Origin of the sequence: Arcobacter sp. AHV-9/2010, from assembly GCF_004116575.1 — a bacterium.
In the GTDB taxonomy this organism is placed as follows: Bacteria; Campylobacterota; Campylobacteria; order Campylobacterales; family Arcobacteraceae; genus Aliarcobacter; species Aliarcobacter skirrowii.
This window is the reverse complement of sequence record NZ_PDKH01000001.1, coordinates 477,165-503,316: the sequence shown is the minus strand read 5'-3', so window position 1 is coordinate 503,316 and position 26,152 is coordinate 477,165. Positions and strand designations below refer to the sequence as shown.

The 26,152-nt window shown below is 27.3% G+C and carries 28 protein-coding genes; 21 read left to right on the top strand and 7 right to left on the bottom strand.

Annotation, left to right across the window (positions count from 1 at the left end; all coding sequences use genetic code 11):
• The first annotated feature begins 70 nt into the window (after window positions 1-70).
• The 3 genes from CRU94_RS02660 to CRU94_RS02650 are packed head-to-tail and all read left to right on the top strand — an operon-like array spanning window position 71 to window position 1,087.
• Complete coding sequence (locus CRU94_RS02660) at window positions 71-307, top strand: OadG family protein (protein ID WP_258237366.1); 237 nt, start codon at window positions 71-73, stop codon at window positions 305-307.
• An 18-nt stretch (window positions 308-325) separates the two neighbouring features.
• Window positions 326-706 (top strand): acetyl-CoA carboxylase biotin carboxyl carrier protein subunit, encoded by a 381-nt coding sequence (locus CRU94_RS02655; protein WP_129105273.1) that lies wholly within the window; start codon window positions 326-328, stop codon window positions 704-706.
• A gap of 39 nt (window positions 707-745) precedes the next feature.
• Window positions 746-1,087 (top strand): TRL domain-containing protein, encoded by a 342-nt coding sequence (locus CRU94_RS02650; RefSeq protein WP_129105272.1) that lies wholly within the window; start codon window positions 746-748, stop codon window positions 1,085-1,087.
• 1 nt (window position 1,088) lies between these two features.
• On the opposite strand, the gene CRU94_RS02645 is transcribed toward CRU94_RS02650, so the two are convergent.
• The 3 genes from CRU94_RS02645 to CRU94_RS02635 form a co-directional block, all read right to left on the bottom strand.
• On the bottom strand, window positions 1,089-1,790 hold the full coding sequence (locus CRU94_RS02645; protein ID WP_129105271.1) for a hypothetical protein: 702 nt from the start codon (window positions 1,788-1,790) through the stop codon (window positions 1,089-1,091).
• A 44-nt stretch (window positions 1,791-1,834) separates the two neighbouring features.
• Window positions 1,835-3,901 (bottom strand): HAMP domain-containing methyl-accepting chemotaxis protein, encoded by a 2,067-nt coding sequence (locus tag CRU94_RS02640; RefSeq protein ID WP_129105270.1) that lies wholly within the window; start codon window positions 3,899-3,901, stop codon window positions 1,835-1,837.
• Window positions 3,902-3,962: 61 nt separating this feature from the next.
• Complete coding sequence (locus tag CRU94_RS02635) at window positions 3,963-5,663, bottom strand: transporter substrate-binding domain-containing protein (protein WP_129105269.1); 1,701 nt, start codon at window positions 5,661-5,663, stop codon at window positions 3,963-3,965.
• Window positions 5,664-5,814: 151 nt separating this feature from the next.
• Between CRU94_RS02635 and tkt the strand changes: the two genes are divergently transcribed.
• The 7 genes from tkt (at window position 5,815) to chrA (ending at window position 12,211) form a co-directional block, all read left to right on the top strand.
• Window positions 5,815-7,731, top strand: coding sequence for a transketolase (gene tkt / locus CRU94_RS02630; RefSeq protein ID WP_129105268.1), 1,917 nt, complete (start codon window positions 5,815-5,817; stop codon window positions 7,729-7,731).
• A 124-nt stretch (window positions 7,732-7,855) separates the two neighbouring features.
• The gene (locus tag CRU94_RS02625; protein WP_129105267.1) at window positions 7,856-8,257 is read left to right on the top strand and encodes an arsenate reductase ArsC; all 402 of its coding nucleotides are present in this window, start codon (window positions 7,856-7,858) and stop codon (window positions 8,255-8,257) included.
• 10 nt (window positions 8,258-8,267) lie between these two features.
• Window positions 8,268-8,579, top strand: coding sequence for an ArsR/SmtB family transcription factor (locus tag CRU94_RS02620; RefSeq protein WP_129105266.1), 312 nt, complete (start codon window positions 8,268-8,270; stop codon window positions 8,577-8,579).
• The gene (locus CRU94_RS02615; protein ID WP_129105265.1) at window positions 8,573-9,823 is read left to right on the top strand and encodes an arsenic transporter; all 1,251 of its coding nucleotides are present in this window, start codon (window positions 8,573-8,575) and stop codon (window positions 9,821-9,823) included. The genes CRU94_RS02620 and CRU94_RS02615 overlap by 7 nt, the downstream gene beginning before the upstream one ends.
• Before the next feature lie 12 nt (window positions 9,824-9,835).
• Window positions 9,836-10,798: a permease gene (locus CRU94_RS02610; RefSeq protein WP_129105264.1), complete on the top strand. Its 963-nt coding sequence runs from the start codon at window positions 9,836-9,838 to the stop codon at window positions 10,796-10,798.
• Window positions 10,799-10,819: 21 nt separating this feature from the next.
• On the top strand, window positions 10,820-11,053 hold the full coding sequence (locus tag CRU94_RS02605) for a thioredoxin family protein (protein ID WP_129105263.1): 234 nt from the start codon (window positions 10,820-10,822) through the stop codon (window positions 11,051-11,053).
• A gap of 3 nt (window positions 11,054-11,056) precedes the next feature.
• The gene (chrA, locus tag CRU94_RS02600; protein ID WP_129105262.1) at window positions 11,057-12,211 is read left to right on the top strand and encodes a chromate efflux transporter; all 1,155 of its coding nucleotides are present in this window, start codon (window positions 11,057-11,059) and stop codon (window positions 12,209-12,211) included.
• Between the two features lie 12 nt (window positions 12,212-12,223).
• Here chrA and CRU94_RS02595 read toward each other — a convergent pair whose 3' ends face one another.
• On the bottom strand, window positions 12,224-12,628 hold the full coding sequence (locus CRU94_RS02595) for a DUF350 domain-containing protein (RefSeq protein ID WP_129105261.1): 405 nt from the start codon (window positions 12,626-12,628) through the stop codon (window positions 12,224-12,226).
• A gap of 118 nt (window positions 12,629-12,746) precedes the next feature.
• Entirely contained in the window at window positions 12,747-14,678 is a 1,932-nt protein-coding gene (locus CRU94_RS02590; protein ID WP_164966552.1) for an ankyrin repeat domain-containing protein, read from the bottom strand.
• 305 nt (window positions 14,679-14,983) lie between these two features.
• On the opposite strand from CRU94_RS02590, the gene CRU94_RS02585 reads away from it, so the two are divergent.
• The gene (locus tag CRU94_RS02585; protein ID WP_129105259.1) at window positions 14,984-15,322 is read left to right on the top strand and encodes a P-II family nitrogen regulator; all 339 of its coding nucleotides are present in this window, start codon (window positions 14,984-14,986) and stop codon (window positions 15,320-15,322) included.
• Window positions 15,322-16,350, top strand: coding sequence for a dihydroorotase (gene pyrC / locus CRU94_RS02580; protein WP_129105258.1), 1,029 nt, complete (start codon window positions 15,322-15,324; stop codon window positions 16,348-16,350). The genes CRU94_RS02585 and pyrC overlap by 1 nt, the downstream gene beginning before the upstream one ends.
• An 11-nt stretch (window positions 16,351-16,361) precedes the next feature.
• Here pyrC and fliM read toward each other — a convergent pair whose 3' ends face one another.
• Window positions 16,362-17,477, bottom strand: coding sequence for a flagellar motor switch protein FliM (fliM, locus tag CRU94_RS02575; protein WP_066352873.1), 1,116 nt, complete (start codon window positions 17,475-17,477; stop codon window positions 16,362-16,364).
• A 3-nt stretch (window positions 17,478-17,480) separates the two neighbouring features.
• On the bottom strand, window positions 17,481-18,530 hold the full coding sequence (locus CRU94_RS02570; RefSeq protein ID WP_129105257.1) for a flagellar basal body P-ring protein FlgI: 1,050 nt from the start codon (window positions 18,528-18,530) through the stop codon (window positions 17,481-17,483).
• A gap of 95 nt (window positions 18,531-18,625) precedes the next feature.
• Here CRU94_RS02570 and CRU94_RS02565 point away from each other — a divergent pair, with 95 nt between their 5' ends.
• Genes CRU94_RS02565 through fliD form a run of 9 tightly spaced genes read left to right on the top strand, consistent with a single transcriptional unit; the run spans window position 18,626 to window position 26,080 of the window.
• A complete protein-coding gene (locus CRU94_RS02565) occupies window positions 18,626-19,924 on the top strand; it encodes a hypothetical protein (RefSeq protein WP_129105256.1) in 1,299 nt (432 codons plus the stop codon).
• 1 nt (window position 19,925) lies between these two features.
• Window positions 19,926-20,186: a flagellar biosynthetic protein FliQ gene (locus tag CRU94_RS02560; RefSeq protein ID WP_129105255.1), complete on the top strand. Its 261-nt coding sequence runs from the start codon at window positions 19,926-19,928 to the stop codon at window positions 20,184-20,186.
• A gap of 1 nt (window position 20,187) precedes the next feature.
• Window positions 20,188-20,592, top strand: coding sequence for a hypothetical protein (locus CRU94_RS02555; RefSeq protein ID WP_129105254.1), 405 nt, complete (start codon window positions 20,188-20,190; stop codon window positions 20,590-20,592).
• Between the two features lie 8 nt (window positions 20,593-20,600).
• Entirely contained in the window at window positions 20,601-21,083 is a 483-nt protein-coding gene (locus tag CRU94_RS02550) for a hypothetical protein (RefSeq protein WP_258237365.1), read from the top strand.
• A 1-nt stretch (window position 21,084) separates the two neighbouring features.
• Window positions 21,085-21,612 (top strand): flagellar basal body-associated FliL family protein, encoded by a 528-nt coding sequence (locus CRU94_RS02545; RefSeq protein WP_129105252.1) that lies wholly within the window; start codon window positions 21,085-21,087, stop codon window positions 21,610-21,612.
• A 3-nt stretch (window positions 21,613-21,615) separates the two neighbouring features.
• Window positions 21,616-22,050, top strand: coding sequence for a hypothetical protein (locus CRU94_RS02540; protein ID WP_129105251.1), 435 nt, complete (start codon window positions 21,616-21,618; stop codon window positions 22,048-22,050).
• The gene (locus CRU94_RS02535; RefSeq protein ID WP_129105250.1) at window positions 22,047-22,754 is read left to right on the top strand and encodes a flagellar basal body L-ring protein FlgH; all 708 of its coding nucleotides are present in this window, start codon (window positions 22,047-22,049) and stop codon (window positions 22,752-22,754) included. The genes CRU94_RS02540 and CRU94_RS02535 overlap by 4 nt, the downstream gene beginning before the upstream one ends.
• Window positions 22,755-22,805: 51 nt before the next feature.
• Window positions 22,806-24,719, top strand: coding sequence for a FlgK family flagellar hook-associated protein (locus CRU94_RS02530; RefSeq protein ID WP_129105249.1), 1,914 nt, complete (start codon window positions 22,806-22,808; stop codon window positions 24,717-24,719).
• Between the two features lie 20 nt (window positions 24,720-24,739).
• The gene (gene fliD, locus CRU94_RS02525; protein ID WP_129105248.1) at window positions 24,740-26,080 is read left to right on the top strand and encodes a flagellar filament capping protein FliD; all 1,341 of its coding nucleotides are present in this window, start codon (window positions 24,740-24,742) and stop codon (window positions 26,078-26,080) included.
• The last annotated feature ends 72 nt before the right edge of the window (window positions 26,081-26,152 follow it).

Genomic DNA, 26,152 nt, shown 5'->3' with positions numbered 1-26,152 from the left:
GCACTTAAAAAGAAGAAGATTTTATTTATTTTTCATAGAATATCAAATCAAAAAAGGAAAAAGGAGAAATTTGCAAACTTTATTAGCAAACTTTTTTATAGTTATGGGAGTAGTATCTACTATTTTATTAATTGTTGGATTTTTACTAAAAGCAAGAGGTGTGACTTTTGTTGAGTTTTTTCCAAAAAATGAGCAAATTGTTCCTCAAAATATTGTTTATAACAATGTTATATCACAAAATGCGCAAATTGATTCAAAAAAAGTGGCTGCAATAATGGCAGCTATAAAACATCACACAAATAAATAGATAAATATAGGAGAAAAAATGGCAAATGGAAATTATACAGTAGTTGTAGATGGTCAAAGATTTAATGTATCGGTTTTTGAAGGAGATGTTCAAAATATTCAAGTAGCAGCTCCAGTTCAACAAGTTGTTCAAGCACCAGTTCAACAAGCACCTGCTCAAACAGCAGCACCAAAAGTAAATTACTCTGGAACTGAAGCAACAGCTCCTGTAAATGGAAATGTTTGGAAGATTCTTGTTAAAGAGGGTGATAGAGTTGAAAAAGATCAACAAATTATGATTCTAGAAGCTATGAAAATGGAGATTGATGTTGTTGCACCAGTATCTGGAACAGTTTCAAAAATTTTAACAGAAGCAAATAAGGCTGTAGAAGAGGGATCAGTTTTAGCAATTATTTCATAAATTTTTGCTATAACTTCTCTTGAAAATCAAGGAGAAAATATGAAAAAAATATTATTAGTAACAACAGTTCTTATTGCTAGCTTTTTTACAGCTTGTAGTACAGTTAAAGTAAAAAATGAGGATACATCATCTTTAATGAAATATGATGGAACAAATACAGATTACTCAAAGCTTGACAGTTATAAAAAAGCTACTCTTTGTAAAGAGTTTGTTATTGGAAAAGGTTATGTTGGAAGTAACTCTGTTGCGGAGGCTGCAAAAAGTGGTGGAATATCAAAAGTAAAACATGTTGATATTCATAGTGAGTATACAGAACAAAGTGGACTTTTTTCACCAACTAGAGATAACTTTAAGCAGTGTGTTACTGTTTATGGTGAATAATTTATATTAAGCTACTAAGCCATCTTTTTAAAAACTCTTTACGAGTTAAAAGGGTGGCACCTAAATCAAACTTATATTTCATATATGGATGTCCTAAGTTCCAAAATAGAAATTTATTCTTTTCTAAATAGTTTGCTGTAAGAGTTAATTGAAGTTTTCCATAGTTGTTGTACTTTTTATCTTTTGAGCAAAATCCACTTAAAGATGTATATGTATCTTCTATTTTATATCCAATTTCTGCTGATATTAAATTCTCATTTTTATCATAAACTTCAAAAGTTAAAATCTTAAAATCACCATTTTTGTAATTATAAAAGATATCTTTGATTAATTTTTCATATTTATCTATAAGCCAATTATCTTTGTGATATAAATTTAATTGTTCAAAAAAGAGTTCAATATTATGATTTACTCTAAAAATAAAATCATCTTTTTTTAGAAGAGATTTTACTTTTTTGCTAATATGAAGATTTTTAAAATCTAAAATGGCATATTCAAATTGAATTTCACATAATAGATAAAATATATTGTTTAATTTGATTGAGGTAGATATAAATCCAGCCCTAGCTTGTAAAATATAAAACTCTTTTGAAAAATCTAAACTTACATAGTAGTTATCTTCTTCATTTTCATATATTTGATTTAATATATCAATATTTTTTAGATGGTTTGAATTTATTTCATAGAGTAAGTTTTGAGGCATTTGTTTATGTTATTTTATAACTAGAGAATTTTTCTCTAGCTATATTAGAAACTTTCCCATTCATCATCACTAGATTTAGAAGGTTTTATCTCTTTTAGTTTGATATCTGTTTTAGGAAGCTCTTTTTTCTCTTTTTTTTCATCTATTTTTTTAATAGATTCATTTTTATTTTCAGATTTTTTAATCTTTACATTAGATTTTTTATACTCATTTTCAATCTCTTGTTTTCCAATAAACTCTTTGCTTTTTGAGTCAGATACAATTTTTTTAGCAACCGTATCAGCACTTGTTGCAATTGATTTAGTATGAGCAGCAATACTTGCATTCTTTTGAGTTTGTTGATCAAGACCTGTTATAGCATCATTTATTTGAGTAATACCAGCTTCTTGCTCTTTACTTGCCAATGCAATCTCATTTATTGTTTGAGTCTGTTTGTCAATATTTTCAAGTAATTCTGTATATCCTTCAATCATTTCAAAACTAATATTTTTACCTTCATTTGCTTTTAAAGTTGCATTTTCAACTATTAGCTTAATCTCTCTTGCTGCTTCTGCACTTCTACTTGCTAGGTTTCGCACCTCTTGAGCAACAACTGCAAACCCTTTTCCAGCCTCTCCAGCAGTTGCTGCTTCAACAGCTGCATTTAAAGATAGAATATTTGTTTGGAATGCAATATTGTCAATTACTGAAATTGCTTCATTAATCTTATTTACTTGGCTATTTATCTCATCCATTGCATTTGTTGTTTGATTTGCTAAAGCTTGACCTTTTTTAGCTGAGTTACTAACTTCATTTGAAAATTTAGACATAAGTTCAACATTGTTTGCATTGCTAATTACAGTTGAAGTAATCTCTTCAAGTGCAGCAGCAGTCTCTTCTAAAGAAGCAGCAGCTGCATTTGAACTATGATTTAAAACTTCAACATTGTTAAGAAGTTCATCTGAAGCCAGCTCAAGATTTAAACCTGTAGAGTAAGATTGTTTTAGTAAAGCAGAAACTTCATCTCCAAGTTCATTTAAAGCAACAGCAACCTTTGCATAAGGATTTGGGAATCTAGCAGTAAAATCATATTTTTTAAAGCTATCTATAACTTTAAGAAGCATATTTATATCTCTTGCAATTGTATGCTCTAAATAATGTTGAAGTTCTATAAGAAGTGTTTTTAAAGCTTTTAGGTTTGATGTATCGGGATCTTTTTCAATTTTTGCAAGCATATTTCCACTTGAAAGCTCTTTTACAAAAATTTCTGTTGCCGTAATAAACTCATCATCTTTTTTGATAGAGTTTTCAGTTTTTATAATATTGTGATTAATTACTTTTGCTATCTCACCAAATTCATCACTATTTTTTAAATCAATTAGTGTAGCACTTTTGCTCTCCTCATTTAAGAATGCAAAGAAACCTAAAATTCCATCTCTAACACTACTTAAAGATTTTATAATAAAGTTTATAGTCACAAATGTAAATGCTAAACTAATAGCCATAACAATAATTGCAAGAGCAACGATAATTGTTAAAGCTTTGCTTGAAGATGATACTGAATTTTTAACCATATTTGTTGCATAATTTATAGTTCTTGTTTTTTGTTCATCTAAAAGTTTTCCAAAATTAGAAGAGATTGGAACCATATTATCTACACTATCTTCATAGCTTAACATCAAAGATTCTATTTTGCTCTCATCTTGATTGTTGATTAATTTTATTAAATTATCATTAATTGGTTCATGAGACTTTTTCCAATTATTATATGAAGCCTCTAATGTAGCAAATGCTTTTTTACCAGCCTCAGTCTGTCTTGGAGTGCTTGCAAAAAATTTCCAATTTTTATCAATTTGTTCCCAAGTTAAATCTCTATTTGCTTTAATATCTTGAAGATTTTTTTTGTAGTTTTCATCAACATTAACTGAAAACACCTCTTGAGTCATCGCTCTTATTTTGTATCTTAAAGTATCTAAATCAGTAATTGCTAAAAGAATAGGTATTCTTTCATCTGAAATATTTATTAAATCATCTGATGAGCTTTTTGAGTTAAAATATGAAACCGTAGAAATAGTCAATAGTGATAAAATAAACACTAATGATAAAGATATTAATCTGCTTTTTATAGACATAAATTTCCCTTAAAATAAAGTTTGATATTGTAACTAAATCAAGATAAATTTTTTAATAAACCTAGCTATCAATAGATATTGGTATAGTTATAGAAAATTCTGCACCAAAATATTCAACACCATTTTGCAAGAAACTACTATTTTTTACAAATATTTTTCCATTTAGATGTTTTGTAACAATTTGTAGTGACATATAAAGACCAATTCCAGTTCCTTGGCTCTTGTGTTTTGTTGTAAAATATGGTTCAAAAACCCTGTTTAAAATCTTTTTATCTATTCCACCACCGCTATCAAAAATTGTAATAATGAGATTATTGTCTACAATCTTAGTTTTAAAATATATATATCTTGAGTCTATATTTTTATCTTTTAAAATATCAATTGAATTTGAAATTATATTTAAAATTACTTGCATCAATTCACTTTCATAGCTTAGTAATTGACTATCTTCAATATCTTCTACTATAGTTATATTGTGTTTATCTATGCTACTTTTTAGAAGTAAAATTGATTTTTTTATGGTATTTGATATTAAAAACTTATTAATCTCTTTTTCAGATGAGAAAAAATTTCTAAAATCATCTATTGTATTTGAAAGGTGTTGAGAAGCATTGTTTATAATATCTAATGATTGAAAAAACTCTTTATCCTCTAAAATTTTCATCTCTTGCTTTAGTTTTAAAGATGTTGCCATTGTTGAGATTACAGATAGTGGTTGTCTCCATTGATGAGCAATGTTTTCAAGCATTTCACCCATCGCTGCCATTTTTGCTTGATGATTTAAAAGATTCTCTTTTTGAATCAAATCTCTACTCTTTTTTTCAACAAGAATTTCAAGATTTTTATTTATTTCATGAAGAGATTTTGTTTTTTCATTAACCAATTTTTTTAGTTTTTTATTTAATTTTTTTAAAATATAGTTTCTATATAAAAATGCAAAAGATATTAAAAATATAGCAGCTAAGAGAAACCAAATAGCTGTATAGTCAAAATTAGTTTGAAATTGTACATTATTCCATCTATTTACAATATCTAATACAGAAGATTCATCTATTGTATCAATTGCTTTATTTAAGATTGGAACTAAAATTTCATAATCATCTCTTATCATAAATTTAAGTTCATAATCTAAACCACTATTTCCAGTTATTTTTAAATCTTTAAAATCATATTTAGCTATATTGAAGTTTAATACAGGTTTTATATCAATAAATGCAAAAACTTTATCTTTTGAAACTAGTTCTAAACCCTCTTTTACGCTAGCTACTGGAATTAAACTAAGGTTTGGATATTTCTCTTTTAGAAGATTATGAGCTGTAAAACTCTCTCCTACAGCAATTTTTTTATCAAATATCTCATATATGTTTTCTATAAAATTTTCATCTTTTTTTGTAACAATAGAGATTGGAAGTGTTAAATATTTATTTGAAAAAAGAGCATAATCTTTTCTTTGTGAAGTCTCTCCAGCACTAAAAATAATATCACTCTCTTTTTGTTTAATACTAAATAGTTGTTTATTGAAATTTGTAAAAAATATATTTTGGGTTTTAAGATTTAATTTCTCAACAATTAGTTTCCAATACTCATAAGATATTCCCATGGGTTCATCTGATTTCTCTTTAAAACTAAAAGGTTCCCAATTTGTAGTAATAGATATTTTAAAAGTTTTATCTTTTATAAAATCTTCTTCTTCTTTAGTAAGATTAATACTATTTGAAAATAGTATTGTAGAAAGTAAAATTGTATAAATTAAAAATTTCATATAAACTCTCTTTTTTAACAAGAATTTTAGATTATATCAACATTCTTGCTTAAATTTACAAATTTTTAAAAAAAGTTAGAGAAAATATCTTAAACATAGTTTAGATATAATCATTTAAAATTTCAAAAAAACATTAGAATATAGGATAATTATGTCAAAACAACTACTACAAAAACAAGCAGATACTATTAGATTTTTAGCTGCTGATATGGTACAAAGAGCAAATTCAGGACATCCTGGAGCTCCTATGGGAATGGCAGATATTGCAACAGTTTTAAGTAAACATTTAAATATAAATCCAGCCGATGAAAAATGGATAAATAGAGATAGATTAGTGTTTAGTGGTGGCCATGCAACTGGACTTGTATATTCACTACTTCATCTTTGGGGATTTAATGTATCTATAAATGATTTAAAAAATTTTAGACAATTAAATTCAAAAACTCCAGGGCATCCTGAATATGGACATACTCATGGAATTGAAATCACAACAGGACCACTTGGTCAAGGTATTGCAAATGCTGTTGGATTTGCTATGGCAGGAAAATATGCACAAAATTTATTAGGAAAAGATGCAATAAATCATAAAGTTTATTGTCTTTGTGGAGATGGAGATTTGCAAGAGGGAATCTCTTATGAAGCAACTGCAACTGCAGGTCACCTAAAACTTGATAATCTTGTAATAATTTATGACTCAAATAGTATAACAATTGAGGGTGATACAAGTATTGCTTGGAGTGAAAATGTTAAAAAAAGATTTCAAGCGATTGATTTTGAAGTTATAGAGATTGATGGACACAATTTTGATCAAATTGATAAAGCTTTAATTTCTGCAAAATCTGCAACACAACCTGTTTTAATTATTGCTAAAACAGTTATTGCAAAAGGTTCTGTTACTCTTGAAGGAAGTGCAAATTCTCACGGAGCACCTCTTGGAGTTGATGAGATAAAACAAGCAAAAATTAAAGCTGGATTTAATCCAGATGAGGAGTTCTTTGTAGCTGCTGATGTAAAAGGTGCTTTTGATAAATTAATAGTTGGAAGTACAGCTCAAAATGAGTGGAGTGAATCTTTAAGTAAAGAGATTAAACAAAAAATTGAAGAGTTAAAGAATCCAGATTTTTCAAAAATTGTTTATCCTACTTTTGAAGCAGATTCAAGTGTTGCTACAAGAGATTCAAATCATAAGATTTTAAATGCAATTGCAAGTGCAATTCCAGGATTTTTAGGTGGAAGTGCTGATCTAGCACCATCAAATAAAACTGAGTTAAAAGGAATGGGTGATTTTCCAAATGGAAAAAACATTCACTTTGGAATAAAAGAGCACGCTATGGCAGCTATTACAAATGCTATGAACTTATATGGATTGTTTAGAGTTTATAGTGCAACATTTTTTGTATTTAGTGATTATTTAAAACCTAGTGCAAGAATAGCAGCATTAGCCTCTATTCCACAGCACTTTATTTGGACACATGATAGTATTGGAGTTGGAGAAGATGGACCAACTCATCAACCAATTGAGCATTTAGGGCAATTTAGAGCACTACCAAATTTCTATACATTCAGACCAGCTGATGCAACTGAAAATGTAGAGTCTTGGAAAGTAGCACTTAAAATGAAAGCTCCAACAGCCTTTGTATGTTCAAGACAAGGCTTAAAAGTGTTAAAAGATGAAAAAGCCTATGGAGATGTATCTAATGGTGGGTATTTATTAAAACAAAGAGAAAATGCAAATATTACAATAATGGCAAGTGGAAGTGAAGTTATGCTTGCTCTTCAAACAGCTTGTGCCTTAGAGAAAGAGGGAATTATTGCAAATATAGTTTCTGTTCCTTGTTTTGATTTACTTTTAGAGCAAAGTGAAGATTATATAAATAAAATTATTGATCCAAAAACAAGAGTTTATGCTGTTGAAGCCTCAAGAGCTTTAGAGTATTATAAATATGCAGATGTTGTATTTGGAATGGATACATTTGGAGCAAGTGGACCAGCTGATCAACTTTTTGAAGAGTTCGGATTTACAATCGATAAATTAAAAGCAAAAATAGTAGCTGACTTTAAAAAATAAGTAAAATATAAAGATGAGAAGATAGATATTTCTATTTTCTCTTTTTTAAATATAACATATCAATATATCTTGATATATAATATTTAATATGATAATATTCTTTTTTTTAAATAAAGGATAAAAAATGAGCAAAAAAGTTTTAATTTTATGTACAGGAAACTCTTGTAGAAGTATTATTGCTGAAGCCTTAATAAATGCAAAGTTAGATGGAATTAGTGCTGATTCTTCAGGTGTAAAAGCAAGTGGAAGAGTAAATTTAAATGCTAAAAAGCTTTTAGAAGATAAAGGAATTTGGCAAAGTAAGTACCACTCAAAAACAATAGATAAAGTAATAGAGAATGAGTATGATTTAGTTGTAACAGTTTGTGACCATGCAAACGAAACTTGTCCGATGTTTCCAAAAGCTGTAAAAGTTATTCATGTAGGGTTTGAAGATCCAGATGGAAAAGGTTTTGAAGCATTTGAAGCTACATATAAACAAATAGAAGAGATACTTTTACCCAAAGTAGTTGAAGCTTTAAAATAGAAGATAAAATATGGATAATTTTTTACAAATAATAGGTGCTATAAATGATGAAACTAGAGTTAAGATATTAAATTTTATAAATATTCATGGTGAAGTTTGTGTTTGTGATATTGAAAACTCTTTTTCAATGATACAATCAAGGGTATCAAGACATCTTAAAATTTTAAAAGATGCAGGGTTTTTAAAAGTAGATAGAAAAGGTCGATGGGCTTATTATAGCATTAGAGCACCTTTGGATATTTTTAGAGAATCTATTTTAAAAGAGATAAGTTATTTACAACTTGATATTCCAATTTTAAAAAAAGAGTGTGATATATGCTAATTGCTAGTTTAATATTTATTATAACTTTAACTTTTGTAATTGTTCAGCCAAAAAATATTCAAATTGGAACGAGTGCTATTTTTGGAGCTTTTATAGCACTTATATTTGGAGTTGTAACTTTTAGTGATGTTTTAGATGTTACAAATATAGTTTGGGATGCAACTTTAGCATTTATTGGAATTATTATTTTATCTTTAGTTTTAGATGAGATTGGTTTTTTTGAGTGGGCAGCTTTGAAAATGGCAAAGTTTTCAAATGGTAGTGGATTAAAAATGTTTATCTACTCTATTTTACTTGGAGCATTCGTTTCAGCACTTTTTGCAAATGATGGAGCAGCACTTATTTTAACTCCAATATTGCTCGCAAAAATGAGAATATTGCAACTGAATCTAAAGACAATTATTGCTTTTTTACTAGCAGGTGGATTTATAAGCGATAGTGCATCACTACCTTTTGTATTTTCAAATCTTACAAACATAGTAACTGCAAACTATTTTAGTATAGGATTTGCTCAATACTTTTTTGATATGATAATTCCATTTATTGTAAGTGTTATTGCCTCTATTATTTTTTTATGGCTAATTTTGAGAAAAGATATTCCAAAAACGGTTGATATAACTTTATTAAAAGAGCCAAAAAGTGTTATAAAAAATATGAAACTCTTCTATTTTTCATGGGTATTTTTAGCATTTCTTTTATGTGCCTATTTTTTAGGAGATATTTATGATTTACCTATTTCAATTTTTGCATTAGGTGGAGCAACTATATTTTTAATTATTGCAACTATTTCAAAATCTGTTGAACCTATAAAAATTATAAAAGAAGCGCCTTGGCAAGTTGTGTGGTTTAGTATAGGGCTTTATATAGTTGTTTATGGTCTAAAAAATGCAGGATTAACTGATTATTTAACTATTATTTTAAAAGATTTAAGCTTAAGAGGTGAGACAATTGCAGTTTTAGGAACAGGTTTTATAGCTGCATTTTTAAGTGCTATTATGAATAATATGCCAACAATTATGATTATGGATATAGCTTTAAATGATATACAAAATCAAGCTATGATTTATGCAAATATTGTTGGATGTAATCTTGGACCAAAAATGACACCATTTGGTAGCCTTGCTACGCTATTATGGTTGCATGTTTTAGCAAAAAAAGGTGTGAAAATATCATTTGCACAATACAGTAAATTTGGTTTGATTATCACACCACCTGTTTTATTTATAGTGCTTTTAGCAATTTAAAGGATAAATTATATGTTTGATTGGTTAGTTAATTTAAGTTTTATGTTTGTATTTGATACTTTAGGATTTGAAAAAGGAAGCCACCTAGGTGAAGCTTTACACTTTTTTATTTATGACACAATAAAAATATTTATACTCTTAATTACAATTATTTTTTTAGTTACATTTTTAAGAAGTTATTTTCCAGTTGAGAAGATAAGAGATTATTTAGTTGGAAAACATAAAATTTTTGGACATATTTTTGCAGCTTTTTTTGGAATGTTAACACCTTTTTGTTCTTGTAGTGCAATTCCACTATTTTTGGGTTTTTTACAAGCTAGAATTCCTTTGGGTGTTACTTTTTCATATCTAATTTCAGCACCACTTAGTGATGCTGTTGTAATTGCACTGTTGTTTTCACTTTTTGGTTGGAAAACTACTCTTTTTTATATAGGTTTTGCTCTGTTAATAGCAATTGTTGCAGGGTTAATAATAGGAGCTATGAATTTAGAAAAAGAGGTTTTAATAGAGGTAAAACCAATAAATAGTTGCTGTGGAAATTCAAATGAAGATAGAACTTTAATATCTTCAAGATTAAAAGAGTCGTGGGAATATACAAAAGATATATTTCTAAAAATATATCTGTATGTAATTGTTGGTATTGCAATTGGAGCATTTATTCATGGATATATTCCAACTGAATTTATAAGTAAATATGCAGGTGGAGATGTTTGGTATGCACCAATAGTTGCAGTTGTTATGGGAATTCCTATGTATTCAAATGCAGCTGGTATTTTACCACTTGTAGAGGTTTTAACACAAAAAGGGATGCTAATTGGAACGGCACTATCATTTATGATGGCAGTTGTGGCTTTAAGTCTTCCAGAAGCTTTGATTTTAAAAAGAGTTTTAAGCTTGAAGCTAATAGCAATCTTTTTTACAGTTGTTGGCTTTGCCATACTTTTAACAGGATTTTTCTTTAATGCAGTTTTATAATATTAAAAAAAAGGATAATAGATGAAAATAGAGATTTTAGGAACAGGTTGTACAAAATGTAAGGCTTTGGAAGTTGCAACAAAACAAGCAGTTTCAAAAATTGGTGGATTTCATGAAGTTAAAAAAGTAGAAGATATAGTTGAGATTATGAACTATGGTGTTATGAGTACTCCAGCACTTGTAGTTGATGGTGAAGTTAAATCAGTTGGAAAATTGCTAAGTGTTGATGAAATTGTAAAGATTTTATCAAAATAAATTATGTCAAATTTAATAGATATTTTTTACAGATTTCTAATATTAGGAGTTTTTAGTTTTGGTGGACCAATAGCTCATATAGCTTACTTTAAAAAAACTTTTGTAGATAAACTAAAATGGCTTGATGATGAGAGTTACACAAAAATTGTAGCTCTTAGCCAATTCTTACCAGGACCTAGCTCTTCACAAGTTGGATTTACAATAGGATTAAAAAGAGGTGGTATTTGGGGAGCAATTTTGGCTTTTATAGCTTTTACTCTTCCATCATTTATCTTTTTATATTTTATTTGGTATTTTGAAATATTTCAAAATGATAGTGCTTATATAAATTCTACTATTTATGGATTAAAACTTTTTGCAGTTGTAGTTGTACTTGATGCAACGATTAGTATGTTTAAAAGCTTTTGTAAAGATAAAATTACAATATCTATCTTCTTTTTTGCATCTATTTTACTTATCTTTTTTAGCTCATTTTTTAATCAAATCTTTGTTTTAGTTTTATGTGCAGTTTTTGGTTTTTTGTTTATTAAAAGTGAAGTTAAAACTAAGAAAAAAATTCTCTCTCCAAATCTTTTCATATTATTCATATTTTTAGCTCTTCTATTTTTAGCTTTTACATTTGAATTCAAAAATGAGCTAATAAATCTATTTTTTAATTTTTATAAAAGTGGTAGCTTAGTTTTTGGTGGTGGTCATGTTGTTTTACCACTATTGCAAGAGAGTTTAGGTGAAAAAGTTATAAATGATACATTTTTAATTGCATACTCTCTTGCTCAAACAGTAAGTGGTCCTATGTTTACAATAGCAACCTATTTAGGAGCTGATATTATAAAGCAAAGTCCACTTTTAGGAGCAATTATTGCAACTTTTGGAATATTTTTAGGTGGTTTTTTACTAATACTTACTTTTTATAAAAGTTATGAAAGCTTTTCACAAAATGAGAAGTTATCAAGAGTTATAAAAGCAATAAATTCTGGTGTTGTAGCTTTATTATTTGCAACATTAATAAACACAATTATTCCAAGTGCAATTTACTCTTTATTTGATATCTTAGTTGTAATTTGTGGATTTGTTTTGATTAGATATTTAAAAGTTAATATTTTTTATATTATCTTTGTTTTTGTAGCTATTTTTTTAATAAAAGATTTTTTACTTTAGAATCAATGAGTTTTAGTAACTCATTGAACCTGCATTTAACAAACCAATAGAGATTGATAAACCAGCCATTAATATTCCAACAGGAATAACACCTTGAGAGATTTTTTCTGTAAATGAGAATTTACCATCTACTCTTGTAACAATAAAGGCAAAAATAAGTTGAATAACAATAGCAACAACTCCCCAAATAGCAAAATCTATATATGATATAGAGTTTGATAAAGCACTATATAAAGGTATTGAAACACCAATAATTGCACCTGCAAAGCCTAAAGCCGCTGCAACATTTTTCTCTTCAAATATAAGTTTGTAATCATCATATGGAGTAACGATTGCATAAAGATAAAGAAATGCAACCATTAAAATAAGAGCTGTGAAGAAAAATCCTAGAAAACTTAGAAATAGACTTATTTCCATTAAAAATCCTTTTTTTATTTTATTTTATCGAAAATCTAATAAAGCTTAGCAAACTTTAATATAAGGATAGAGTATGTGCAAAAAATCTACTAGAAAAGAGAAAATAGTTTAATATTATCTATCTTTTTGATATATCTATATTAAATTCAACAATCATATTAGATGCTAATTTACTAAGTGCAACTTTCTCTTTTGTGTCTGTTATTTTAAAATTTATTGCAAGGATATTTTTATGAAATTTCTTTAAATATTCTAAAATTTTAATAGATTTGGGCGTATCATTTTCTATCTTTGCTCCAAGTGAAATTAGTTTTAAAGCTAAATCAATTTTACCCATAAATGCACAATAATTTAAAGCCGTAACTCCAAAGTTATCTCTTATATTTAAAATTTCACTATCTTTTTTATGTATTAAATCGATATATTTTTCTGCATCATTAAATATTGCTGTATGAATTAAAGTTTTACCACTTTTATCTAATACATTTACAGAAGCACCATTTTCAATAAGAAGTTTTACTAAATTATCTTTTTTATTTATCATACAAATTGACAAAGCTGTTAGACCATCACTATTTTTTTCATCAATATTTATACCAATTTTAATTAAAGTTATTATAATTTTTTCAACTGTATCTATACATTTTTGATTGTTTGAACAATTTTTCATAACTAATTTATGTAAAATTGTATTTTCTTGGCTATCTTTTTTATTAAAATCTATTTTTGATAATCTTAAAATTTTAAATAGAGGAAAATTAAAATTTAAAATTGAAGAGAAAAATAGCGGCTCATCTTTTGAGTCCAAATCATCTAAATTTAAATCATATTTTTCTATAAATATTTTTAAAAGAGTTTTATAATCATACTCTTCATCTAAATATTTTTTTATATTTTCATCTATATTTTTGTTATTTTCAAAATATAAAATAGAGTTGATTAAAATTTCAGCAACTCCTAGATTATATCTATTTTTATAGTTAATATTTGCACCATTTTCAATAAACAACTCTATTTGATTAATATTTTTATAAGCACCAAAAATTAGGAAAAATAGTGGAGTTAATCCTTTTTTATTCTGTTTATTTAGATTTTGCTTCTCTAAATTATTAAAAACAAAATTTATTAAATCTATATTTTCACTTCTTGCTATTTCAAAAATTAATGTCTCTGATTCACTATTTAAACTATCTTTATCTATATTTAGTTGAAACATTCTTTTTATTAAATTTACTTGAGATTCTATACTTTCATTATCTTTAATAGTTTGTAAAAACTCTATTGCATACATTAATATATTTTTACCGTCACTATTTTTTAAATTTAAGTCATACCCTTTTTCTTCTATTTTTTTTAAAATCTTATAGGCTTTTTCACCTTTTGTTGCAATATGAAAAATATAACTTATTCCATTACTATTTTGTCCAACAGGATTAGCACCATAATCTATTAATAAGCTTCCAATCTCTAAGTTTTCTAAAGCATTACAAAGATGTATTACACTATTTTGCTCTTTATTTTTATGATTTAAATCTATTTTTTCAAGTTTTAAAATCTCTTCAATTAATACTAAATTACCACTATTTACAGCATCAAATAAAACATTATTTCCATTTATATCACTATTTTTTAAAGATATTGTTTTTTTTAATAAAAATCTAGTTATTTTGCTATTAGCATTAAAAATAGACTCTTGAAGAGCAGTTCTTTTATTTTTATTAAGATGATCTATATTTGCATTTTTTTTCAAAAGTGATTCTATTATCTCTTTATCATCACTATAGATTGCATAAAATATTGCTGTTTCATCTAAACTATTTTTTAATTCAGTATTGATACCATTTTGAATTAACCATAAGGCGCTGTTTAAAAGATTTTTTTTAAGACAAACTATTAGTATTGGTTCATCATCAACAAATAGTTTGTTTAAGTTAATATCTGATTTTTTGTAAATCTTATCTAGATTCTCTTTATTTACATTTGGATTGAGTAGCTCTTTAATAAAATCTTCATCTGAATATCTATTAAAATTAGATAAAAATTCTAGCATATCATTCCTATTGTTTAAAATTAAGTCTAAATTATATAGTAATATAAGTAATTTTAAAGTTAATTTATATTTAAAAAAAGACAAACATATGGATTCTTTACCCTTCATTATTGACACACTTTAGGCATTTTTTGCAATGAGATTAATCATTTTTATGTTTGATAAACTAAGGGTTGATGATCCCAGCGACAGCTTGATGTTGAAGAGTGCGGAATGGAAGCATATCCAGAATTTAAACGAGCATTTTAATAATATTAGTTTAATAAAATTTCGTTAAAATAATTGAACTAAAAAAAGGATTAATATTGAAAAGAGTAGAAGCTATAATCAAACCATTTAAATTTGAGGATGTAAAAGAGGCCTTAGCAAAAGTTGGAGTTGCTGGTATGACTGTATCTGATGCAAAAGGCTATGGAAGACAGCAGGGTCACAGTGAGCTTTATAGAGGAGCTGAGTATGTTGTTGATTTTTTACCAAAAATCAAAATAGAGTTAATTGTTGCAGATGAAGATGTTGAGCGTATAACAACTGCTATAATTGATGCTGCAAAAACAGGTAAAATTGGAGATGGTAAAATATTTGTTTCACCAATTGAAAAAATTATAAGAGTTAGAACAGGTGAAGAAGATGAGGAAGCTATTTAATGAGTAAAGTATTTGTTTTAAATAAACCTTTGGATATGCATCTTCATCTAAGAGATAATGATATGTTGAAGTTAGTTGCCCCACTAACTTCAAATAGTTTTAGTGGTGCTTTAGTAATGCCAAATTTAGTTCCTCCAATTACTTCAAAAGAGGCTTTATTATCTTATAAAAATAGAATTTTAGAGTCTTGTAAAGATGATAATTTTACTCCATATATGACACTATTTTTTCAAAATAACTATAGTTTTGAATTTTTGGAAGATATTAAAGATGAGATAATTGGAATAAAACTATATCCAGCAGGAATTACTACAAACTCTGAAACAGGAGTTTCATCTATGGATATTGAAGTTTTAAGAGCTACTTTGGAAAATATGAGCCGCCTTGGCATTCCACTTTGTATTCATGGAGAGACAAATGGTTTTGTAATGGATAGAGAAAAAGAGTTTATGCCAATTTATGAGAGTTTGGCTATTGCTTTTCCAAATCTAAAAATAATAATGGAACATATTACAACAAAAGATGCAGTTGAGCTATTGGATAAATATCCAAATTTATATGCAACTGTAACTTTACATCATCTATTAATAACTTTAGATGATGTAGCAGGTGGAATGCTAGATCCGCATCTGTTTTGTAAACCAATAGCAAAAAGACCTGAAGATAGAACAGCACTTTTAAATGCAGCTTTAAAAGCACATCCAAAACTTATGTTTGGAAGTGATAGTGCTCCTCATCCAAAACATAAAAAAGAGTGTTGTGGCTGTGCAGCAGGTGTTTTCACATCGCCTATTGCTTTACAAGTTTTAGTTGAACTTTTTGAAAAACATAATGCTTTGGATAATTTAAATGATTTTGTATCAAATAATGCACAAAAAATTTATGGATTAGATTTAGAAGATAAAACTATAAAATTAGTTAAAAAAGATTTTATAGTTCCAGCTATTTATGAGTATAAACAGGAGAAAGTTGTTCCTATGTATGCTGGGAAAACTATATCTTGGAGTATTGAAGAGATTATAAAATAAGCTAAATTTTTTTAGCTTATTGTTGGATTCGAGCTTTTTCTTTCACTTAAAAGTTTTTTAATATTTTCAGCATTCTCTTTTGCTTTTTGTTCTCTCTCTTCCCTCATTAATCTTAATGTTTCAAGTGTCTCTTGTTTCTCTTTATCAAGATTTGATAATAGCTCTATTGCTTTTCTATTATTTGAAATACCACAACTTGCTAAAAATTTCTCTTTTTTATTTACATAAACTATACTCTCATTTGATTCGGCATTTTTATTAAATACTATAATATCGCCCTCTTTAAGATTTAAAATCTCTAAAGTGCTCATCTCTGTTTCTGCCATAATTGGCTCAATTTTCATCCTAGCACCTGAAATTAAAGTTTTAATATCCTGTTTTCTACTTAGTTTTGTATTTTTACCTTCACTAAATATCTTGTCAACAATTTTATTTAAAAGTGGTTCAATATAAGAGATTGGATAGCAAATAGATAAAAATCCTGAATCCTCATCAATAGTTATTTCAAAAACAACAAGTAAAACTATATCGTGATCTGAAACTATTTGAATTGCATTTGCATTTGTATCACTTGATTCAATTTTAAAATTTAAGCTAGAAACATCACTCCAAGTTTTATATAAAATTTTTATAAACATTCTATAAAAATGCTCTAAAATTTTTATCTCTATTTCTGTAAGTTCTCTATCAATACTATCCATAGTATTAACAGCACCACTTCCAAGCAAATCTGCAATTACTTTATGAGAAATTGTAGGGTTGCACTCAATTACAATTCTTCCATCAAGTGGTTTCATAGAAAGAGTACTTAAAGATGTAACTTGTGGAATAGATAAGATAAACTCTCCATAAGTCATCTGTTCAATTGACATTAGTTTAACATCAACCATTTTTCTAAGCATTGAGCTTAAATCATTTGTAAACTCTCTTAGCATTTTATCATGCATTGTTGTAAGAGCTTTTAACTGATCAAGAGTTACTCTATTTGGTTTTTTGAAATCATAAATAGTAAAACTTTTCTCTTTTGCTGCAAACTTATCAAGAGGATTTGTTCCATCAATATCATCACCTTGCTCAGCAATATCTAAAAGAGCATCTATCTCATCTTGACTTAAAAATTCTGCCATTATTTAACCTCTTAATTCAATATCAACATCAATAGCACCCATTTGCTTAAGCATTTGAAGAGTATCAATTATTTCACTCATTGGAAGTTTCATAACTTTCATCGAACGAACCAAATCGGAAACTGTAGGATCTTTTTTTGTATTTATCATAGAGTTATTTATATCAACCACAGGTTTATCTGCTATTTTTATACCATCTCCTACATCAACACCTTTGTTAATTGTAGGATTATTCCAATCTACATCATCTAAATTTGTTTTATCGATTCTAAGAGTAAAACTATCTCTTGATATAGTAATTGGAGTAATTGGAATATCACCTCCAGCAATAACAGCTTCTCTATTTATATCAATAATAAGTTTTTTCTTCACATTTGTCTCTAGCTCTATATTTTCAACTAAAGCTATAAACTCTACAATAGACATATCAGAAGGTTTTATAACATCTATTGTTCTTGTATCTATAGCTTTTGCTATATTGTTTTCAAATTTTTCATTTATTTTTTGCTCTATTAAGTGTGCAGTTTTTGCTGAATTTTTATAAAGACTTAGTTGAATTGATTTTTCATCTTGTAAATTAAAATCAATCTCTCCTTCAACTGTTGCACCCTCATAAATAAATCCAGTTGTTTTATTATTTGCATTTGCTACAACAGTTCCTTGAGCAACTGCATAAACATTTCCATCAACCCCTTTTAATTGAGTCATTAAAAGCTCACCATAATCAATAGATTTTGAATCACCAATAGTTGAAATTGTAACTTTTATTTTATCACCTTGTCTTGCAAATGGTGGTAAATCTGCTGTTACCATAACAGCAGCTATATTTTTTGAATTAATAGAGCCTTGTGGAATTTTTATATAAGAGTTTGTAAGTAGATTTTGAAGACTTTGCATTGTAAATTTAGATTTATCTCCAGTTCCTGGAAGTCCAACGATAAGACCATATCCTATTAGTTGGTTCTCTCTTATTCCTATAATATTTGAAACATCTTTTATTTTTTGACAAAAAAGTGATGAAATAAGTAAAATTGAAAAAAATAAAATTCTCAAATAAATCCTTTATAAAATTTAAGTTTACATTTTATCAAAAATTTAATAAAAAAAGGTATAATCAAAGCAAAATTTTAAATTATTAGGGCATAAGTTTGAATATTTTTATATATGGAAAAGATGATTTCAGAAAAGATATAAACAGAATTTTAGGTGAATCTAAAATAGATGAAAAACTACAAAATATATCTATTGCCGAAATTTTAAATTTAGAAGATTTGAAAGAGCAGATTGCCTCAAATCCAGATGATGTTTTTTTAATTGATGATGAAAAAATATTCAAAAAGTCTAAATTTGGATTTTTAAAAGCAAAAGATGCAATAGAAGAGGAGTTTTTACTTCAATGTGGAGTTAGTGAGTTATCTATTGACTCTTTTGAAGAGATTCCAAACTATATTGCAAGAAAATATGAGAGATTAAATCTTAAAAAAGAGCCTAGTGATAGTGAAATTATAAATGAAGATGATCTTGATAATTTAGTTTTAGAAAAAGATTTAAATGTAGATTCAAACCAAGCTTTTTTAGAAAATGATATTGTAGGTATTGAAAAAAAAGAAGATAATATAAAAAATGAACACACAGATAATTTTGAAGAAGATTTTGGTTTGAATAATGTAGAGCTAGATTATGATGACAAGGACTCTTTAACTGATAAAAGTGATGCTATTGAGAGTATAAAAAATGAAGAAGATGTTTTAAATTTAGATAGTTTTATCTCTGAAGATTTTGATATGAATGATTTTAAAATAGATGAAGATTTTGATTTAAATTCAATTGATGAGATGCTTTTAGATAGTGATGATAAAAAGAGTATTGATAGTGAAGATATAGATAAAAATGAAGAGTTGCCTGATGACAACAAAGAGGAGATTTATATAAGTACACCTGAAAACTCTTTAGATAATAGTTTTAATATTGAAGAAGATTCAAATTTTGATATTAAAGATTTAGATGAAGATAATAATCAAGAAGAGATATTTTTAGGAGATATTGAAAAACAATTAGAAGAGAGTTTAGAGTCGAATGAAGTTGATTTAAAAGAAGAGACTCAAGAAGATAATCAAATCAAAAAAGAGTATAATGTTGCACAAAATGATATTGCAAAAGAAGAAGATTTTAATCAAAGTATCCAAAAGGAAGATAAAAGTATGAATAATTTTTTAGATATAGATAGTATTAGTGAAGCTGATATGCTAGATGCTTTAGGACTTGATAATTCAAAAGTTGAGACTGATTCATCTTTGGATGTTGGAAGTAATGCAAATGATTCAAATCATAATTTTCAAGCAAGTAGTATAGATTTAAATGCTTCAAATATTGATGATGTGACTGCTTTGCTTTCAAAACTTTTGAAAAATAAGAGTGTAGAGTTATCAATTAAAATAAAAGAGTAGTATGGATTTATTAGCAATTTCACAAAATACTGTAAAAATTATATTACTAATAGGTCTTCCATCATTAATTGTAAGTATGATTATAGGGCTTATAATTTCTATATTTTCAGCCGTAACACAAGTAAATGATGCGTCACTCTCGTTTGTTCCTAAGATGATTATTGTATCAGCTTTTATTCTTTTTACTCTCCCTTGGATTGGTGAACAAATAGGTGGATTTGCATCTGATTTATGGAATCTAATTTTGGTTTTTGGGCAATAATTTGATAGAAAAACTTTATAATTTGAAAAAGAGCCAAATAGAGCAAAAACTTATAGAAAAAGCTAGTTTACAGCAAGAGATATATCAAATAGATGAGAGCGTTGAAAAATTTACACAAGATATAAATACAGCAACTGTTCAAAAGCTTGGATCAATATCAGACTTTATGATTTTATCTATGCATAAAAATTCTATTAGATATGAAATAACAAAACTTATAAAAAGAAAAAATGAACTTTTAAAAAAAGTAGAAGCACTCTTTTTGGAGATAATTGAACTTCAAAAAGAGAGTGAGCAGTATAAGTATATTTTAGAAGAAGAGAAAGAAGAGAGAAGAAAAGCTAAGATGCACGATGAGATGCTACAGAATGAAGAGTTTATACAAAGCTCATATATAAGGGGTTAATTTTGGTTTTGAGATTTTTAATATTAATAATATTTCCAATATTTTTATCTTCAAATGAAGATAGTAGTGCTTTAACAAAACAAAAATTAGAGATACTTCAATTAAAAGAGGATTTAACACAATTTTATAAAAAAAGAGAAGAAGAGGATTTAGCAAGAAAAAAAGAGATTGAAGATACTCTTAAAAAAATTAAAGATGAGAAAAATAGTATAAATTTAATAAAAGAGCAAAATGAAGAGTTATTAAAAGAGATTAGAGGTCAAATTGTTAGCAAAACAACAAAAATTTATGAACAGATGAAGCCAAAAGTAGCTGCTTTAGTATTTGATCAGATGATATTAGAAGGTAAAATTGAAGAAGTTTTTGATATAATCATTAGATTAAAAGAGTCAAATGTTTCTGTAATTATGAAGTCTTTGAGTGTAGAGAGTGCTTCAATTTTGACTTTTATGCTAGAAAATTTTAAAACAAATGAAATAAAAGGGGAGTAGTATGGCAGAAGAAAATGGTGAGATTAAAAAATCTTCAGATGGCAAAGGTTTAATAATAATTCTTATTGCGTTTGTAATTTTATTAATTGTAGCAGTGGCTGTAGCAACATTTTTTTTATTTAGTAATATTGGAACAAATTCAACTGTAAGCAGTCCTGAAAATCAAGAAAAAGTAGAAAATGTGAAGTCTTCTATTGGTTCTGATGCAAAATTCAAAGCAGATGTTACTGAATTAGTATTAAATTTAACAGACACTAGAGGAAGAGAGAAAATTTTAAAACTATCTTTTTCAATAAGAAGTTCAGAACCAACTATTCAACAAATAGTTGAGAATCATCTTCCTGAAATCACTGATATTGTTATCACACAAGTAAGCTCAAGAAGTAGTGATGAGTTACTAACTGTTGCTGGAAAAAACATATTAAAAGATGAGTTAGTTAGTGAATTAAATGGTGTTATGAATTATGCAAGAACTAGTAATGGTAATATTGTAAACAATATATTTTTTACAGAGTTTATAATAAGATAAAATATGATTTTAGCAATTAAAAAAAAGAGAAAAATTGAGCTACTTATTAAAAAAATAGTATTAATTTCTCTTTTATTTATTTTATTTGCTGTTGGTTTTGGTCTTTATAATAAATTACTTTTAAAAAATGAAGAGTTAAAAGCTCAAGAAGAGCAAGAGATTTTACTTCAATTAGAGAAAGAGAGATTAGAAAAGCAAAAAGCAGAAATTGAATTTATTATATTAGAAGAGAGTTCTAGAATAGTTGATTTAATAGGGCAAAAATATATTAATGATATTAAAGTTTATAAAAATAAAATAGTTTATATTTTAAAACCAAATACAAATATAGATGCCATAACAATAAGATATGGAAGTTTTGCTTTAGTAAAAAGAAGTTTTAAAGAGATTGTTGTTGTTATTGATTTAGAAAATATATTGAAAGGGAAAGTTAAATGATTAAATACTTTTTATATGCATTTATTCCTTTTATATTTATATCATGTAGTGCTGTTTCAAAACCAGAAATAGAGTTCACAAAACCAGAACTTCAAGTAGCAAGAGAGAATCCAAAACCTAAAAGAAATAAAGGTTCTCTTTATTCGGTTCAAGGAAGTTCACTATTTGCTGATAAAAAAGATTTACAAATTGGAGATATTATTCAAGTAAAGATAAGTGAAGGTCTTCAACAAAAAAGTGATAACAAAAGAGAGCTAACAAGTAATAGACAAAATGATTTTGGTGGAGGAATGTTTACAGCAGTGGGTGGTAATGCTCTTGGTGGAACTGTGGGAAGCGCAACTGATAAATTTAATGCAAATTTAGGTGTAAACTTTGGTACTCAAAGTAATGATAGCGATAAAGGAAAAGTTAAAACTGAAGTAAAAGAGAATTTTGATACAGATATTTCAGCAATCATAGAAGAGGTTTATCAAAATGGAAATTATTTTATAAGAGGGACAAAAGAGATTCTGCTTGATGGTCAAAAACAAGAGATAATAATAACAGGAGTTATAAGACCTTATGATATAACTCCTGAAAACTCTATAAGTTCTGCTCAGGTTGCAAATCTAAAACTTTTATACAAAAAAGATGGTGTAGAAGCAGATATGTTAACTACTCCTTGGGGAACAAGAATAATAAGAGCAATTTGGCCATTTTAATCTAATTTTAAGAAATGTAATGCGATAATGAGCTAATTTAAAGGAGTAAAAATGTTTTCAACATTATATGTTTCTCAATCTGGACTTAATGCTTCAAAATATGGTATTGAGAATGTTGGTAATAACCAAGCCAATGCAAATACTCCTGGTTATAAAAAAAGAGTTGCTGATTTAAGTGAAGTTAGAATTAATGGAGTTCACTTAACAGGACAGGGTGTTAGTTTTGATGGAATTAGTAGAACAACATCTCAATATATGTATGATAAATTTTTAAATGAAAATACAAAAGTAAGCTACTATGATAAATTATCAAATATGCTTGGTGGCGTAGAAAAAATCTTTACTGAAACAGATAATAGTGGATTTTCAATAAGTTTGAATAAATATTTTCAATCAGTTGAAAACTTAAGAACAAATCCTAATTCTGAGGTTTATAAAAACCATATGCAGACTCAAGGAGTTGCAATTGTTGAGGATTTAAAAAATTTATATTCAAGTGTTGAAAAACAAGCTGTAATTGAGAAGCAAGAGTTAAAAACAGATGTTAAAGAGGTAAATGCTATTTTAAAAGAGATAGCTGATATAAATAATAAAATATCAAAATATTCAGGCTCTGTAAATGATTTGTTAGATAAAAGAGATCATCTTGAATCAAAATTAGTAAAATTTGTTGATGCAGATATAAGTAGAGATTCTGGATTTTATGAGATAAAAATAGGTGGAGTTGTAGCACTTAGCAATGATGTATTTGAAAAAGAGATTAATGTAAGTGATATTCATGAAAAACAAATAGATAGATTTAATTATATAAAACAAAATAGTGATGGTTCGACTACTGTTTATGACTCTTTAAAATATAATTCTGATTTTACTCCTAAAGCACCTTATGGGACAGATGATGTTATAACTTATAAGTTAAATAATGAATTTTCAGTTAGTGTTAGAATTGGTGAAACTATTTTAGGAAATTGGGATGGTGATCCAAACGGTGTTCCAACAGCTGTGGTTGTTACAAATGATAATATAACTAGAGCATTTATGGTAAAGATAAATCAAGATGAAAATATGAATAAACTAGTAACAGCATACAATGGTGAATATGTAAAAGATGAAAATGGAAAAAGTGTTTCAATTTATCCAAATAGTGATAATTATCTAAGAATTGAATCAAATATTGATGGACTTGCAGGAGAGTTTGAAGGAAGATTTAGTGTAGAGAGAAAAGCAGGTGCTGACATAACTGCTAGAGAAGTAATTTACAATAATGATAAAACAAGTCAAAATGCTGTTAGCGATACAATTTTAACTATTTATGAAGATAAACTAGAGTTAAAAAGTGGAAGTATGAAAGCCCAAGTTGAGAATTTGGCAAGTTCAAATCCAAATAATAAATTCCAAAGTTACTTAGATAGACTTGATTCAATAGCACAAACCTTATCTGATACTTATTCAGCATATATAAGAGTTGGAAGTGAAGATTATATTTATGGTAAAGATGCTTCTGATGCTTATAATAATCCACCATTTCCACAAAATGGTGGAGATATTATAAACTTAAATCTATTTAGTGGAAGTAGTGTAAAAGATTTAAAATTTAACACTAATCAAGTTAATTATCTAAATCAACAAAATGTTGATTATCTTGCAACTTTACAGTGGAAAAGCGATATATCTTTTGGTGGAGGAGCTCAAGATCCAAATGATGATAACTCTACATCATTTGTTGAATTTTATAGAACATTAAAAGTTGGTTTATCAACAAGCAAAGAAGAAGCCGCTTACTCTTTTGAAGTTCAAGATTCAATAGCTCAAAATTTAGGAGAGGCTTACAATAAAGTTGTAAAGGTTGATAGTGATGAACAGATGCTTGATTTGATGAGATTTCAAGCCTCTTTTAGTGCAAATGCACAAGTAATTACTGCAGTTGATAGTATGATACAAACTCTTCTTGGTATGAAGAGATAACCCAATAAAAGGAGTTTAAAATGGCTGAAGGAATTTTAGGATTAGGACAAGGACAAGCAGGAGCATTAAATAGTGATATGCTTGAAAAATTAAAAGCTGTTGATAGAAAAGCAACAGTTGAGCCAATTGAAAAGAAATTAGAGAAATTTGATTTAGAGCGAGAAGCTATAACAAATATATCTACAAAAGTTGAAGAACTTCTATCTGCTATTAAATTGTTCTCTTTAAATCAAACAACTTCTGTTAATGCTTTTAATCAAAAAAGTGCAAGTGTAATGGGAGATGGTGTTATATTTGATGCTCCAGATTTAAATTTATTGAAAAATGGTTCTATGAGAGTTCAAGTTGATAAATTAGCACAAAAAGATGTTTGGCAATCAGGTTTGTTTGATGGAACAACAGTAACAAAAGATACTTTAGTTGACCAAGGAAATTTAACTATAAATGGGACAACTATTGATACAAATGGTAAATCTTATAAGGATATAGTAAAAGAGATTAATAAAATAGATGGAGTTCAAGCCTCTTTGGTTGAAAATTCAGCTGGAGAATTTAGAGTATCTATTAAAAGTAGTGAAACAGGTCTTGCAAACAAAATAGATTTTACAGGTTCAGATGCAAATGCTTTAAGCCATTTTGCTTATGATGATGTTGCAAACAATGTTTTAAAAGCTCAAGATATGGAACTTAGAGCAGATGGAGTTAATTATTCATCTAGTTCAAATACTATTACAATTGATGGACTTAAGATAACTGTAACTAAAGAGAGTGCTGATTCAACAATAAACATTGATAATGACACTTCATCTTTGGCTGCACAGATGAAAGATTTTGCAGATAAATACAATGATTTAAGAGCTGCAATTGAAAATGAGATTTATAGTAGTGAATCTAGTATTGATAATAAAGGTGCTTTAAGAGATATATTAGCAAATATTAAAAATGAACTATTTGGTTCAGGAGCTGGTTCAAGCTCAATTTTTAATTTTGGATTCTCACTTGATGAAAAAAATGGAAATCTACTTTTTAATCAAAAAGATTTCGAAAATTCAACAAAAAATGGAACAGCTGATTTAGAAGCACTTTTTGCAGGAACTCCTGATAAAAAAGGTATAGCAACATCTATTGATGAGGTAATTAGTATTAGTGGTGTTAAAAAGAGTTTGATTGATTATGAAATAAATATGATTTCAAGAGAAGAGAGTTTGAAAAAAGATAAAGAGAGTGCTGAAAAAACTCTTGATAGCAGATATGCAACAATGGCACAACAGTTTGCATCTTATGGAGTTATTATAAATCAAATGGAAGCATCGTTTTCAGGTTTAAAAATGATGATACAACAATCAGTTGCTTCAAAATAGAGGATAATTTAACATCCTCTATTTAAGCAAATATATAATATACTCAAAAAAAATTGTTAGCTGGAGTTAAAA